The organism is Cryptosporangium minutisporangium (genome assembly GCF_039536245.1).
GTDB classification, from domain to species: Bacteria; Actinomycetota; Actinomycetes; order Mycobacteriales; family Cryptosporangiaceae; genus Cryptosporangium; species Cryptosporangium minutisporangium.
The window spans coordinates 69,887-83,211 of sequence record NZ_BAAAYN010000035.1 but is presented as its reverse complement, the minus strand read 5'-3'; the positions used below and the strand labels follow the sequence as shown (position 1 = coordinate 83,211).

Genomic DNA, 13,325 nt, shown 5'->3' with positions numbered 1-13,325 from the left:
GTTTCCCGAAAACCGGGCCCCCGTCACGGGGTGTCCCCCTCGCGGCCGTTCGCAGCACGCGAACGGCGGGCGACCGTTGGAGGTCGCCCGCCGTTCGGGGGTAGTCGGTGTGTCGCTGTCAGCGGTCGGTTGGGCGGCGACGCTGGGCCCGGACGCGAACCGGACGAGTCGCCCGCCGCGTCTTCTCCGTTGCCCACGTGAGTACGAAGGCGCCGCCAGCAAGAGTCATCACAGCGATCGCGAAGGGTGTCACTGGGTCCATCGATGATCCTCGGGCGAGTCGGGACGGGGCAGGCGATGACGAATCGCCCGGTCGAACAACATCTGCTTGCTACAACGCGGCCGCTCCGCCGCGCGTTCCCTGGTGGGTCACGCGCTGTTCACGAGGCTACCGCGCACCTGGTTGCTTCGCCGAGCCTCAGCGGCAACTGCTCCGCATCGGCACCTGTTCGGCACCCAACAGGTGACACGGACTCATCCGTCCGGCGGTTCGGCGATTCCACCAGCACAGCATGCACGTCGGCGGCAACCCACCCGCCTTGAGCGGTTACGCCGTTTTTGCGACGCTCGGCACCGTGTCTGCCGCTCCCGCGGAGTCCACCGCCCGCAGCATGCGCGCCCCGATCGCGAGCACCAGCCGAAGCGGAGTCAGCCGGTTGACGAGCTGCAGAGATGCGTTCCGCCGACCGGGGGCACCACGACGGGCCGGTTGTGGTCGAGCCCACGCAGCGCCGCGTCGACGACCACCTCTGCCGGTAGCGGGGAGCCGACCATCACCGCCTCCGTCCCCACCACCTCGAAGAAGTTCGTCGCGACCGGCCCGGGCGCGAGCGTGGTCACCCGCACCCCGAGGCTCCGGTACTCCTGCCACAGTGCGTTGCCGAACGACAGCACGAATGCCTTGGCGGCTCCGTAGATCGACATGTACGGCGTCGGCTGGAAGGCCGCGATCGACGCGACGTTCAGGACCGCGCCGTTCCGCCGCTCCACCATTCCGGGCAGGTAGGCGTGGGTGAGGCCGACCACCGCGTTGACGTCCAGCAGGATCTCCCGCTGCGCGCGCTCGGGATCCATCCGGTCGAACCGGCCGGCGCTACCGAATCCCGCGTTGTTGACCAGTACGTCGATCGTCAGGCCGCGACGGTCGGTCTCGGCTCGGACGGCTTCGGCCGCGTCCGGGGTGGTCAGGTCCTGGGTGACGACGTCGGTGCGGACGCCGTGGGCCGCGCGTAGCCGCTCGGCGAGGGCCTCCAGCGCCCCGGTGGAGCGAGCCACCAGGACGACGCCGGCTCCGCGGGCGGCGAGTGCCTCGGCGAACGCCGCGCCCAGTCCGCTGGAGGCGCCGGTGATCAGTGCAGTCGAGCCTCGGCAGTCCATCGCTTCTCCTGATCGTCAGTTTGACTGATGATCAGCGTAGCGGAGAGGCGCAAGGGGTGCGCCCGTAGAGTGAGGGGATGCACGCCCCGTCGGACACCGTTCCGCCCGCCGACCCTCCCCGCGCCCTCGGAGACGGGGTCGGGTTCGTGCTCGCCGAGCTCGGCAAGGTCGCGTTGGCACGCGGGGACCAAGTGCTCGCCCCTCTGGGCCTCACCGCCAAACACCTGCGCGTACTCGAGCTGGCCGCCGCCGAACCGCTCTCCCAGCAGCAGCTCTCGCTCCGCTGCGGCGTCGACCGAACGACGATGGTCGCGCTCGTCGACGACTTCGAACGGCTGGGGCTGGCCGAGCGTCGGCGCGACCCGGCCGACCGCCGCCGGTACGTCGTCGCGCTGACCGACGCCGGTCGGCAGGCTCTCGACGCCGGCCGGGACGCGATCGCCAGGGCCGAGGACGAACTGCTCGCCGCGCTCGACGACGCGGAGCGCGCGCAGCTCCGCGAGCTGGCTCACAGAGTTCTCGGGGGTACCGGCACTATCGTCTGCTGATCAGTTGGGCCCGGCTATCCGTGGACTCGGCCCAGCTTTTCGGGAGGTATGTGGTGACGGGGCGCGTGACCTGTGCGATCGACGACGGCGTGGCCACCGTCGTACTTGACAATCCGGCCAAACGGAACGCGATGACCACCGACATGTGGGACGCGCTCCCGCCGTTGCTGGAGCGTCTCGCTGCGGACCCGGACGTCCGGGTGGTGGTCTTCACCGGCGCCGGTGACGCGTTCTCCGCCGGTGCGGACATCTCGACGCTCACCGGGATGGTGCCCGGGGTACGGGCGCCGGCGGTGCTCGCCGAGGACGCGCTCGTGGCGTTCCCGAAGCCGGTCGTCGCGGCGATCCGGGGCTGGTGCGTCGGTGGCGGCTGCCAGCTCTCGGTCGCCTGTGACCTGCGCATCGCCGAGGAAGGTGCCCGGTTCGGCATTACGCCCTCGAAGATCGGCGTGGTCTATCCGGCTGCGACCACCGCCCGCCTGGTCGACCTGGTCGGCCCGGCGACGGCGAAGTTCCTGCTCTACACCGGCGACTTCATCGACGCCGAGCGGGCGCTGCGGGTCGGTCTGATCGACGAGCTGGTGCCGGCCGGCGAACTGGACGCCCGCGTCGCCGAGCTGGCGCGGACCCTGGTCAGCCGGTCGCAGCTCACCCAGCACGCGGCGAAGGAGCTGATCGGCGCCGCGCTCGCCGGTGAACCGACGGCCGAGCGCCAGCGGCGGTGGGAGGAGGCCGGTCGCGACGAGCTGGCCGAGGGCGTGGCCGCGTTCACCGAGCGCCGGGCACCGAACTTCCCCTGGAAACCCACCGCCGACCCGATGCTCCCGTGACCGACGGCGCCCGGCCTCACGTCGTCGTCTCGGCGGCGGTCTCGGTCGACGGTTACCTCGACGACGCGACCCCGAACCGGCTCCTGCTCTCCAACGACGACGACTTCGACCGTGTCGACGAGGTCCGGGCGGGCTGCGACGCGATCCTGGTCGGCGCCGAGACGGTCCGGCGGGACAATCCGCGGCTGCTGGTGCGCTCCGAGCTCCGCCGGGCGGCCCGGGAGGCGCGGGGCGAGACCGCGTCTCCGCTCCGGGTCGTGCTCAGCCGCAGCGGGCGTCTGGACCCGGCATCCGCGGTGTTCGGGCCGGGCGCCGAGACCGTCGTCCAGCGGGGTGAGCCGCTGGAGGTGCTGACGAGCCTGGCCGGACGGGGTGTGCGGCGGCTCCTGGTCGAGGGCGGTGGCAGCGTCCAGGCCCAGTTCCTCACCGCCGGGCTCGTGGACGAGCTACACCTCGTCGTCGCGCCGTTCTTCGTCGGCGACCCCGCCGCGCCCCGATTCGCCGGCCCCGGGACGTACCCGCACGGACCCGGCCGGCGGATGCAGCTTGCCGAGACACGTCCGATCGGTGACGTCGTGCTGCTCCGCTACCTCCTGGGGCACACCTGATGGACGTCGACCCCGGCGAGGTCACCGAGGCGGACCTGCACTGGCTGCGACAGGCGATCGAGCTGTCCCGCCGCTGCCCGCCCTCGACGACCGCGTTCTCGGTCGGGGCCCTGATCGTCGACGGGGGTAGCGCTGGAAACACGGTCGTCGCGGACGGCTGGTCGCGCCGGGACGACCCGCACGAGCACGCCGAGGAGTCGGCTCTGGCCCGCGCGGGCAGCGAGACGCGGCTGACGACCGCGACGATCTACAGCTCGTTGGAGCCGTGCTCGGCCCGGGCGTCCCGCTCCCGCACCTGCACCGAGCTGATCCTCGCTTCGGGCCTGCGGCGGGTGGTGTTCGCCTGGCGGGAGCCGGAGATCTTCGTCGACTGCGACGGTGCCGAACGACTCCGCGCGGCCGGCGTCGTCGTGATCGAGGTGCCGTCGCTGGCTCCGCTGGTCCGCAAGGTCAACGCTCACCTGGCGAGTTGCCGCGGCTGAGCAGGCCACGCTCGAACGCCGTCGCGACGGCCGCGGCCCGGTCCTTCACACCCAGCTTCTCGTAGATGTGCACCAGGTGCGTTTTGACGGTCGCTTCGCTGATGAACAGCTGCCGGGCGGCCTCCCGATTGGTCGTGCCCCTGGCGACCAGCCCGAGCACCTCCAGCTCCCGCACACTCAGCGTCCCCGGCTCCGGCGCCGGACGAGGAGCACGCACCCGTCCGATCAACCGGCTGGCCGCGGACGGCGCCAGCACCGACTCACCGCGGGCCGCCGCCCGGACTGCCCGGAACAGCTCGTCGCGGTGAGCGTCCTTCAGCAGGTAACCGGTGGCGCCGGCCTCGATCGCGCGGAGGACGTCGCTCTCGGTGTCGTACGTGGTGAGCACCAGCACCCGGGACGGGATGCCCTGCGCGGTGAGCAGGCCGATCGCTGTCACCCCGTCGACCCCGGGCATCCGCAGGTCCATCAGGACGACGTCCGGCGTCAGCGCGGTGGCCAACGCGACCGCCTCGGCGCCGTCCGCGGCCTCGCCGACCACCTCGAACCCGTCGGCGCCGGCGAGCATGCCGCGAAGCCCGTCGCGGACGACCGGGTGGTCGTCCACGATCAGCACCCGCACGGTCGGGTCAGTCATCCGGCTCCTCCGATGACAGCGGTAAGCGAGCGGAGAGGGCCGTGCCCGCGCCGGGCGTCGACTCGACCTCCAGCGTGCCGGCGAGACTTTCGACCCGCTCCCGCATCGCGGTCAAGCCGAAGCCACCGCGGCGGCCGTCCGGAGGCGGCAGCGGTGCGTCCACGTCGAAGCCGACGCCGTCGTCGCGCACGTCGAGCGCCACCTCGTCGTCCATGTACGAGAGCGTGAGGCCGACGCGGTGCGCGGACGCGTGCTTGGCGGCGTTGGCGAGCGCCTCCTGTGCGGTGCGGAGCAGCACCACTTCGACGTCCGGCGGCAGCGGGACGGCGATACCGGTGACGACCAGTTGCGCCGGGACACCGCTGAGACCCGACCAGCGGGTCACCGCGTGGCCGAGCGCATCGACGAGCCCGGCGTCCTCCAGCGGTTCCGGCCGCATCGCCCGCACCGACCGCCGAGCCTCGGACAAGCTCTCCCGCGCCAGCTCGATCGCGGTGGCGACGTGGTGCTCGCGGGCGGCCGCGTCGGTCGACTGCTCGGCGGCCTGCAGCTGCGTGATGATCCCGGTCAGGCCCTGGGCCAGCGTGTCGTGGATTTCCCTGGCCATCCGTTCCCGCTCGTCCAGAACGCCAGCCTCCCGGGCCTGTACGAGCAACTGGGCGTGCAGACCGGCGTTCTCCTCCATCGTCTCGGCGAGCTGCCGGTGGGCCTCGGACAGGTCGGCGAGCATCCGGTCGCGTCGTAGCCCCTGCTGGTAGGTCAACCAGCCGAGCAGTGTGAACCCACCGGCGATCAGGATGTTGAACACGATCGCGATCGCGTAGAGCATCGGGTTGGCGAACGCGGGCCCGAACCCACCCGCCTGCGACGTCGCGGTCAGGGCCGCGGTGGCGGCGACGCCGACGGGGATCCAGCGGGTCGGCAGCATTTCCGGCCCGTGCACGTAGCCGACGACCATCCCGAACCCGAACCATGGGCTGCGCCAGATCAGCACCCCGAGCAGCAGGAGCAGTCCGACGAAGTACACGGCCATCAGCGGGCCGGGCTCGCGGGCGTGCGGGTTGAGCGTGGCCAGCCCGGTGATCCAGGCGATGGTCGTCAGCAGCAGACCGAGCGTGATCACCGTGGACCGCGCGTCGCCGGAGCCGACGGCCAGGAAGAGCACGGTGCCGACGGCCAAGCCGACGTACGGCGCGACGTAGAAGCTGCCGGCCTGGACCCGCGCTTCCCATCGATCGACCCGACGATCGGCCGGAGGCGTCGCCACCGCGCTCATCGACTCACACCCAGCGGAACAGCTTGGACGCAGCCGTGGCACCGGCGACCGTGATCACCAGCAGCACCGCCACGTGCAGCAGCGACGGCCACTCGCCGGCCGACGCGTCCCGGATCGCCTGCACGCCGGCACCGAGCGGCGTGAAGTCGCCGATCCGGTTGATCACGTCAGGCATGATCTCGCGCGGCAGCCACAGCCCGGCGAAGAACAGCATCGGGAAGTAGATGAGCATCGTGACCGGCGTGGCCACCCGGTTGTTCGGCAGGACCGCGGAGAGCAGCATGCCGACCGCGAACGACGCGCCGGCGGCGAGCAGGAACGCGACGACGAAGGCGGCCGGGTTCGCCGGCAGCGGGACACCGAACGCCAGCCGTCCGATCGCGAGGAGCAGCAGCGCCATCAGCACGAACACGCCCACCTGCACGAGGGTCTGCGCGGCGAGCAGCCGGGACGGCGGCACCGGGGTGGCGGACATGCGGCGAAGTATCCCTTGCTCGCGGGCGGTGGCCACCAGCACCGGCAGGGCGTTCATTGCTTGGGTGGCCAGGCAGAGCCCGATCAGGATCGGGACGTAGAGGTCGATGACGCTCGCCCCACCGAGGTCGGGGTTGTCCTCCCGGAAGCTCGGGACCGAACCGAGCGCCACCAGAACGACGACCGGCACGGCGAGCGTGAAGATCAGGCCGGTGGGCTCTCGCAGGAAGAGTTTGGTCTCGACGGTCAGCAGTTTTCCGAACGCGGACATCGGGCTCACTTCTCCTCGGTACGGCCGGTGAGGGCCACGTAGGCGTCGTCGAGGCTGGCCTGCTCGACGCGGAGGTCTGCGGCGACGATCTGGTGCCGGGCGAGTACGGCGGTGACTGCTTGCAGCAGGCTGCCGGTGCCGGTGACGACGGTCTGGCTGCCCGCGGTGGTGACCGAGGTGACCTCCGGCAGGTCGGTGAGCAATCGGTCCGGGAGCGGGGCCGACGGCCGGAATCGGACGCGCTGCTCGGCCTGTACGGACGACACCAGCCCGGCCGGCGTGTCCAGCGCGACCAGCCGCCCGCCGTTGATCACCGCGATCCGGTCGCAGAGCTCCTCGGCCTCCTCCATGAAGTGCGTGACGAGCAGGATCGTCACGCCCCGGTCCCGGATCGCGGCGAGGAGCCGCCAGGTGTCGCGGCGGGCTTGCGGGTCGAGGCCGGTCGTCAGCTCGTCCAGCACCGCCACCTGCGGGTTACCGACGAGCGCCAGTGCGATCGCCAACCGTTGCTTCTGCCCGCCGGAGAGTGTCCGGTACGGCGAGTTCCGGAGGTCGCTCAGGCCCCAGTCGTCCAGCGACGCACGCCAGTCGGCTGGCTCGTCGTAGAAGGAGGCGTAGAGGTCCAGTGCCTCCCAGACCTTCAGCCGATCGGGCAACTGCGACTCCTGCAGCTGCACGCCAACCCGCTTCCGCACCTCTTGGCCGTCGCGCTGTGGGTCGCGCCCGACGACGCGGATCGAGCCGCCGTCCGGGGTGCGGAGTCCGGTGATGCACTCGACCGTCGTGGTCTTGCCCGCCCCGTTGGGCCCGACCACCCCGAAGATCTCGCCGTGCTCGACGGAGAACGAGAGGTCCTGGACCGCGACTCGCTCGCCGTATCGCTTGTGGAGGCTCTCCACCTCGATGATCGCCATGCATCCAGGTTCGGCCCGAACAAGATTCCGGACATCCACCAGCAGGCGGTCCGAGCGGTGGGACCGTGGTGGAGGACGCGCACTCCACCACCCGGTGGATGGTCGTCCGATCGGTGGACCGTCGACAGCTTCGTGCCCGAGTACGCAGATCTCGTCAGGAGGACGCAGATGAGCACCGAGGCAGCCCCACCCGAGACCATCTACGAGCGGATCGGCGGCGCGCCGGCCGTCGCGGCCGTGGTCGATCTGTTCTACGCGAAGGTGATCGCTGACCCGTCCCTCGCTCCGTACTTCGAGGGCGTCGACCTCGAGCGGTTGAAGGAGCACCAGCGGCTGTTCGTCGGTGCCGCGCTCGGCGCGACCTATCCGTACTCGGGCCGGACGATGAGCGCCGCCCACGCGGGGATGGGCATCACCCCAGCGGCGTTCGCCACCGTGGTCGGGCATCTCGCGACGTCGTTAGCGGAGGCAGGCGTCGACGAGGCGACGATAGGGCAGATCGCGGACGCGCTCACTCCGCTGGAGCCGGACATCGTCAGCGGGTAGGCCGGGCCTCGCTCAGGGCAGCGCTCGTACGGCGGCGGGCAGGGTGAACCAGACCGTCGTCCCGCCGCCGGGGGTGTCGACGAGCCCGATCTCCCCGCCGTGTGCGGTGATGATCCGCTTGCACGTCGCCAGCCCGATGCCGTTACCGGCGATCTCCCGTGCCGACTGGTCGTGGACTCGGCTGAGCAGTGCGAACGCCTGCTCGCGCCGGTCGTGGGGGACGCCGATCCCGTTGTCGGCGACGCGGATCAGCCAGGCGCGGTCCCGGAACGCCGCACTGACCTCGACGCGCGGCGCGCGGGAGAGACGGCGGAACTTCAGCGCGTTGCTGATCAGGTTCTGCAGCACCGCCCGCAGCTGAACTCGGTCGGCGGGGACGGTCGGCAGGGTGTCCGCCACCGTGACCGACCCTCCGACCGAGGCGAGCGCATCGCTCAGGTCGTCGGTCAGATCGTCCAGCAGGCGTGCCAGGTCGACCGGCTCGAACGTCAGCGAACCGCCGACACTCGCGTAGTCCAGCAGGTGCCCGATCATGTCGCTCATCCGCTGGCTGGCCGCCAGCGCGCGCTGGGTGCACCACGCCGCTTCCGGCTCGGCGACCACCGCACCGACTTCGGAGAGGTTGTGCAAGTAGCCGACGACGCTGGCGAGCGGGTTCTTCAGATCGTGGCTCACCTGGCCGGCGAACGCGGCGAGGTGTTCGTTCGATCGCACCAGCTCCTCGCGGGCCCGCTCCAGCTGTCCGACCGCGGCCTTGAGCTCGAAGCTCTGCCGCCGCAGCTCCAGCACGTCCACGACCTGGTGCGCGAGCAGCTCCAGCTGCGCTCGCTGGTCCTCGGTGATCTCCCGGACCTCTTCGTCGAAGACGCAGAGCGTGCCGAGTACCTCGCCGGCGGCGTTCACCAGCTGCGTGGACGAGTAGAACCGGACGTTGCCGATCACGCCGGTGACGAACGGGTTCTCCGCCCACCGGGGGTCGAGCCGGGCATCGGACAGGTACACCGGCTCCGGCAAGGCGATCGTGACCGCGCACATCGAGTCGTCCCGGTCGCAGACCGATCGAGCGAATCCGTGCGCGGCGACCTGGTACTGGTGGGTCTCGTCTATCAGGTTCACGACGGCGGTGGGTGCGCCGCAGATGTGCGCGGCGATGCTCGCGATCGCCTCCAGGTCGGGCTCGGCTGGCTCGCCGATGATCGCGTACGGTTCCAGCATCTGGGCACGGTTACCGAGCGTGCTGACCGTCATCCGACCGTCCTTCATCGGGCGCAGCTCCAGGTCGATCCCCGTGTTCATCGGCCGAGGCGAGCGCCGGTTGAGGGGATCCGCCCGGCGACGTCGTGCCGGCGGCGCCGTGCCCGCGAAGCGATCGTGAAGCGGCTGTGACAGTCGTGGGTCGATGTGGCGACTCCGCGCGTATGCCTGGTGGCGCTTCGCTACTCTCGCTGGCATGAAGTTACGGCTGAGCGCCGTGGCCCTTCCTGGTAACTCGAGTTCCGGGCCCGCGGGTTCCTTGCACGCGGCGGGGTCTTCGCCCTCGTGACCGCCGTCGACGTCACCGTGGACCCGGGGCGGGGTTCGGGGAGCGACCCTCGACGGCAGTTCGCCGCGGCCTGGGCCGGGGCTCTGCGGCGCGCGGGTGCTACCTCGCTGGCCGCGGACGAGACGGAGTTTCGGCTGCTCGGCGCCGTCGACCGGCTGGTGGACGCCGCGCGGAGCGAACCGTTCGACGCGCGCCAGGCGGCGAACGTCGGCGCGGCGCTGGTGAGCCTCGGACTGACCGACCCGAGGGTGTTGGGGGAGAGCCTTCGGCTGCTCGCCACCGAGTTCCCCGCGGTGCTGGCGGCGGAGCCGGTGGGCCCCGCCGGATCGACCGCGAGCGCAGCTCCGCCCGCGCCCGCGGATGCGCCGGCCCAGCGCGCGGAGGCGCCCGCCGACGCCGGTGCCCGGCTCGCCGCGATCCAAGCCGAGTTCGCCACCGGCTTCGCCACCGGGACACGCGACCGGGCCGCCGAGGAGCGCGAGGCACTGCGCCGCACCGCGCTGGCGACCCAATCCGACGCGCACCGCGCGCTGCGTGCGAGCGAAGCCCGGTTCCGGGCCGTGTTCGGCGGTCCTCCGGTCGGCATCGCGCTGGGGACGCCGGACGGGCACATCACCGAGGCGAACGACGTGCTGGCGAACCTGCTCGGACTTCCGGTGAGCGCGCTGACCGGTCGGCACCTCGGCGAGTTCCTGGTTCCGGAACACCGCGCCGGTCTGGAGGACGCCTACATCCGCTTGCTCGCCGGTGAGGTGCCGCGCGTCCACGTGGAACGTCGGCTGGCCCGGCCCGGTGGCGCGGAGACCTGGTTGTCGATCCGGCTGACGCTGGTCGCCGACGAGGCGGGCATCCCGCGCTGGCACACCGCGCTGGTGGAGGACGTCACCGAGCAGCGCGCGCTGCGGCTGGCGTGGGAGTTCCAGGCTTCGCACGACCAGCTCACCGGCCTGGCCAACCGAGTCGCGTTCGTCGAGCGGCTGACCGGGATGCTGCGGGAGCGAGGCACCGTGCAGCGGGTCGGGCTGTGCTTCCTCGACCTCGACGGCTTCAAGGTCTTCAACGACAGCCTCGGGCACCCGGTCGGCGACGAGCTGCTGGTGGCCGTCGCGGACCGGCTGCGCACGCTCGCCGGGGACGCGCTGGTCGCCCGCTTGGGCAGTGACGAGTACGGCATCCTGCTGGCCGACACCGCGGGCGTGGCCGACGTCGAGCGGCTCGCGGCCGAGGTCGTCCGTTCGTTCGCCGTGCCGTTCCCGCTGGCGGACAGCAGTCTCACGCTCTCCGCGAGCATCGGGGTGGTCGAGCACGCGACGGCCGACGCGGACGCAGCCGACCTGATCCGGGCGGCCGAGCTGACGATGTACCGCGCGAAGACCGAGGGGCCCGGACGCTGGGCGGTCTACGAACCGCACCGCAACGAGCAGCAGGTCGCCCGCTACTGGCTCTCCACCGCGATGCCGGCCGCCCTGGAACGGGACGAGTTCGTCGTCGAATTCCAGCCGTTGGTGGGGCTCACCGACGGCACCGTCCGGGGCGCGGAGGCACTGGTCCGCTGGCGTCACCGGGAGCTCGGGCTGCTCTCGCCGAAGCGGTTCGTCGGGCTCGCCGAGGAGACCGGCGCGATCGTGCCGATCGGCAGGCGGGTGCTCCAGCTGGCGTGCCGGCAGGCCGCGCGGTGGCCGGGAAGCGGACGTCAGCCCGCGAGCTGGGGCCCGTACGTCAGCGTGAACCTGGCCGTGCGGCAGTTCCGCGACCCCGGCCTGGTGGACGACGTCGTCCGGGTGCTGGAGGAGACCGGCCTCCCGGCGGGGCGGCTGCAACTGGAGCTGGCGGCCGGCACCGTGACGACGCTGAACACCGCACCACTCGAGCGCCTCGCGGCCCTGGGAGTCCGGCTGGCGGTGGACGACGTCAGCGCGGGATGGTCGCAGCTCAGCCTGCTGCGCGAGCTGCCGGTCGACGTGCTCAAACTGTCCGGCAGCCTGGTGCAGCGGCTGGCGGGGACCGATCGTTCGGCGGTCGACGACCAGATCATCGAATCGCTGGTCGGGCTCTCGCACGCGCTCGGGTTGCAGGTCGTCGCCGAGGGCATCGAGAGCGTCGAGCAGCGGGACCGGCTGCGGGAGCTGGGCTGCGACACCGGCCAGGGTTGGTACTTCGCACCTGCTCTCGGGCCGGAGGAGTTCATCCGATACCTACCGGATTCGCCCGCCATCGCGGCGAGGTGACGAGCGCCTCACGTTTCCCCGCGGGCCAACCTCCGTTAACGTTGCAGGCATAGGCAGCGGCGGGCGGTGCAGCCCGGACAGGGTGTTGCCGACAGAACCTCCGGTGTCCGGGACTTGAGTTTCTGGGAGGGGGAGCACGATGGGCGGATTGACCGTCGTGTCTCCGGTCGGTTACGAACTCGGCCGCACTGCGCGGACCAGGGTGTCCCGGTCCGCACAGGCCGAGCTCGGCGACGACGGCCGCAATCCGTTGACGCTTCTCGCCGCCGCGGACGAGCACCGTCTCGCGGAACTGTTGCCGCTGCGATACGAGCGGATGATCGCGTCGCCATTCAGCTTTTTCCGAGGCGCCGCCACGGTGATGGCGCACGATTTAGCGCTGCTTCCCCATAGCGGCCTGTTCGTCCAGGCCGGTGGAAATGCGCACCTGCAGAACTTCGGGATGTTGGGAACGCCCGACCGTCGCCTGGTTTTCGACCTGAACGATTTCGACGAGACGCTCGAAGCACCGTTCGAATGGGACCTGAAGCGGCTGGTCAGCAGTGTGATCCTCGCCGCCAGGGCGAATCGCTTCAAGAACGGTGAGGCAGCGGCGGCCGCCTCCAGAGCGGCGGCCGGCTATCGGGAGGCGATGAGCGAGTACGCGACCCAGCGGGCACTGGAGGTTTGGTACGACCGGATCGAAGTCGACGACCTGGTGCCGCTGCTGAATCGGGGTCGGGCCAGCGTGCCGACCCTCCAGGCGGTGGAGAAGGCCCGCAGCCGGGACCATCTGAGCGCCGCGGCCAAACTGACCGAACGGGTCGATGGTGGCTGGCGCCTCCGCGAGGACCCGCCGTTGCTCACCCACGTCTCGGACAGCGCCGACGGCGGCATGGACGAGGAGCTCGTACGCCGGTGCATCCGTGAGTACCGGCAGACGTTGCCCGCCGACCGCCGGGTGTTGCTCGACCGGTACTCGTTCGTCGACTTCGCACGCAAGGTGGTGGGTGTCGGCAGTGTCGGAAGCCGCTGCTGGGTGGTGCTGCTCGCGGCCTCCCCGAACGACCCCCTGCTGCTGCAGATCAAGGAAGCCGGGCCGTCGGTGCTCGAATGGCACCTGACCCCGAGTCCTTATCGGAACGCCGGCCAGCGGGTCGTCGAGGGACAGCGGCTGATTCAAGCCGCGCCGGACGTCCTGCTCGGCTGGTTCCGCGATCCCGCCGCCGGTCACGACTACTACGTCCGGCAGCTGTGGGACGCCAAGGGATCGTTCGACACGTCCACGTTCAACGCGTCCGGACTGGCGACCTACGCGCGGCTCTGCGGCCGGGTGCTCGCCAGAGCACACGCCCGCAGCGGCGACCCGGCGGCGATCGCCGGGTACATCGGTCAGGGCGACCGCTTCGACCGTTCGATGGTGAAGTTCGGTCAGCGCTACGCCGACCGCACCGAGGCAGACCACGCGTTGCTCGTCGAAGCGGTGCAGGACGGCACGATGCCCGCGCCGCGGCGTACGCGGTCCGTCGCGCGGCCGGCGAGCGCACCGCTCCGCGCGTAACAGCGATCGGCGGGCGCCCCGGAAAGGGCACCCGCCGACCATGTCGACGCT

13 protein-coding genes are annotated in these 13,325 nt (G+C 71.3%); 7 read left to right on the top strand and 6 right to left on the bottom strand.

The window, feature by feature from the left end:
* Positions 1-648: 648 nt before the first annotated feature.
* A complete protein-coding gene (locus ABEB28_RS25890; protein WP_345730807.1) occupies positions 649-1,377 on the bottom strand; it encodes an SDR family NAD(P)-dependent oxidoreductase in 729 nt (242 codons plus the stop codon).
* Positions 1,378-1,454: 77 nt separating this feature from the next.
* Between ABEB28_RS25890 and ABEB28_RS25885 the strand changes: the two genes are divergently transcribed.
* The 4 genes from ABEB28_RS25885 to ABEB28_RS25870 are packed head-to-tail and all read left to right on the top strand — an operon-like array spanning position 1,455 to position 3,845.
* Positions 1,455-1,925, top strand: a complete 471-nt coding sequence (locus tag ABEB28_RS25885) for a MarR family winged helix-turn-helix transcriptional regulator (RefSeq protein ID WP_345730806.1) — start codon at positions 1,455-1,457, stop codon at positions 1,923-1,925.
* 53 nt (positions 1,926-1,978) lie between these two features.
* Positions 1,979-2,755: an enoyl-CoA hydratase/isomerase family protein gene (locus ABEB28_RS25880; protein WP_345730805.1), complete on the top strand. Its 777-nt coding sequence runs from the start codon at positions 1,979-1,981 to the stop codon at positions 2,753-2,755.
* The gene (locus tag ABEB28_RS25875) at positions 2,752-3,363 is read left to right on the top strand and encodes a RibD family protein (RefSeq protein WP_345730804.1); all 612 of its coding nucleotides are present in this window, start codon (positions 2,752-2,754) and stop codon (positions 3,361-3,363) included. Before ABEB28_RS25880 ends, ABEB28_RS25875 begins: the two co-directional genes overlap by 4 nt.
* Positions 3,363-3,845: a deaminase gene (locus ABEB28_RS25870; RefSeq protein ID WP_345730803.1), complete on the top strand. Its 483-nt coding sequence runs from the start codon at positions 3,363-3,365 to the stop codon at positions 3,843-3,845. The genes ABEB28_RS25875 and ABEB28_RS25870 overlap by 1 nt, the downstream gene beginning before the upstream one ends.
* Here ABEB28_RS25870 and ABEB28_RS25865 read toward each other — a convergent pair.
* Genes ABEB28_RS25865 through ABEB28_RS25850 form a run of 4 tightly spaced genes read right to left on the bottom strand, consistent with a single transcriptional unit; the run spans position 3,814 to position 7,417 of the window.
* Positions 3,814-4,482 (bottom strand): response regulator, encoded by a 669-nt coding sequence (locus tag ABEB28_RS25865; RefSeq protein ID WP_345730802.1) that lies wholly within the window; start codon positions 4,480-4,482, stop codon positions 3,814-3,816. The genes ABEB28_RS25870 and ABEB28_RS25865 overlap by 32 nt on opposite strands.
* Complete coding sequence (locus tag ABEB28_RS25860) at positions 4,475-5,758, bottom strand: sensor histidine kinase (protein WP_345730801.1); 1,284 nt, start codon at positions 5,756-5,758, stop codon at positions 4,475-4,477. The genes ABEB28_RS25865 and ABEB28_RS25860 overlap by 8 nt, the downstream gene beginning before the upstream one ends.
* A 4-nt stretch (positions 5,759-5,762) precedes the next feature.
* On the bottom strand, positions 5,763-6,503 hold the full coding sequence (locus ABEB28_RS25855) for an ABC transporter permease (protein WP_345730800.1): 741 nt from the start codon (positions 6,501-6,503) through the stop codon (positions 5,763-5,765).
* A gap of 5 nt (positions 6,504-6,508) precedes the next feature.
* The gene (locus tag ABEB28_RS25850; RefSeq protein WP_345730799.1) at positions 6,509-7,417 is read right to left on the bottom strand and encodes an ABC transporter ATP-binding protein; all 909 of its coding nucleotides are present in this window, start codon (positions 7,415-7,417) and stop codon (positions 6,509-6,511) included.
* A gap of 168 nt (positions 7,418-7,585) precedes the next feature.
* On the opposite strand from ABEB28_RS25850, the gene ABEB28_RS25845 reads away from it, so the two are divergent.
* Positions 7,586-7,963 carry a group I truncated hemoglobin gene (locus tag ABEB28_RS25845; protein ID WP_345730798.1) on the top strand — a complete coding sequence of 126 codons (378 nt, stop codon included), beginning with the start codon at positions 7,586-7,588 and terminating at the stop codon, positions 7,961-7,963.
* A gap of 12 nt (positions 7,964-7,975) precedes the next feature.
* On the opposite strand, the gene ABEB28_RS25840 is transcribed toward ABEB28_RS25845, so the two are convergent.
* The gene (locus ABEB28_RS25840) at positions 7,976-9,259 is read right to left on the bottom strand and encodes a GAF domain-containing sensor histidine kinase (RefSeq protein WP_345730797.1); all 1,284 of its coding nucleotides are present in this window, start codon (positions 9,257-9,259) and stop codon (positions 7,976-7,978) included.
* A 243-nt stretch (positions 9,260-9,502) separates the two neighbouring features.
* Between ABEB28_RS25840 and ABEB28_RS25835 the strand changes: the two genes are divergently transcribed.
* Positions 9,503-11,734: a putative bifunctional diguanylate cyclase/phosphodiesterase gene (locus ABEB28_RS25835; RefSeq protein ID WP_345730796.1), complete on the top strand. Its 2,232-nt coding sequence runs from the start codon at positions 9,503-9,505 to the stop codon at positions 11,732-11,734.
* A 139-nt stretch (positions 11,735-11,873) separates the two neighbouring features.
* Positions 11,874-13,274: a DUF2252 domain-containing protein gene (locus tag ABEB28_RS25830; RefSeq protein ID WP_345730795.1), complete on the top strand. Its 1,401-nt coding sequence runs from the start codon at positions 11,874-11,876 to the stop codon at positions 13,272-13,274.
* Positions 13,275-13,325 lie beyond the last annotated feature (51 nt).

What these genes read in the sequence shown, in the direction of transcription:
- ABEB28_RS25890 (WP_345730807.1), bottom strand. Translation starts at nt 1,377, where the DNA reads ATGGACTGCCGAGGCTCGACTGCACTGATCACCGGCGCCTCCAGCGGA.
- ABEB28_RS25870 (WP_345730803.1), top strand. Translation starts at nt 3,363, where the DNA reads ATGGACGTCGACCCCGGCGAGGTCACCGAGGCGGACCTGCACTGGCTG.
- ABEB28_RS25865 (WP_345730802.1), bottom strand. Translation starts at nt 4,482, where the DNA reads ATGACTGACCCGACCGTGCGGGTGCTGATCGTGGACGACCACCCGGTC.
- ABEB28_RS25840 (WP_345730797.1), bottom strand. Translation starts at nt 9,259, where the DNA reads ATGAACACGGGGATCGACCTGGAGCTGCGCCCGATGAAGGACGGTCGG.
- ABEB28_RS25845 (WP_345730798.1), top strand. Translation starts at nt 7,586, where the DNA reads ATGAGCACCGAGGCAGCCCCACCCGAGACCATCTACGAGCGGATCGGC.
- ABEB28_RS25830 (WP_345730795.1), top strand. Translation starts at nt 11,874, where the DNA reads ATGGGCGGATTGACCGTCGTGTCTCCGGTCGGTTACGAACTCGGCCGC.
- ABEB28_RS25885 (WP_345730806.1), top strand. Translation starts at nt 1,455, where the DNA reads ATGCACGCCCCGTCGGACACCGTTCCGCCCGCCGACCCTCCCCGCGCC.
- ABEB28_RS25860 (WP_345730801.1), bottom strand. Translation starts at nt 5,758, where the DNA reads ATGAGCGCGGTGGCGACGCCTCCGGCCGATCGTCGGGTCGATCGATGG.
- ABEB28_RS25855 (WP_345730800.1), bottom strand. Translation starts at nt 6,503, where the DNA reads ATGTCCGCGTTCGGAAAACTGCTGACCGTCGAGACCAAACTCTTCCTG.
- ABEB28_RS25850 (WP_345730799.1), bottom strand. Translation starts at nt 7,417, where the DNA reads ATGGCGATCATCGAGGTGGAGAGCCTCCACAAGCGATACGGCGAGCGA.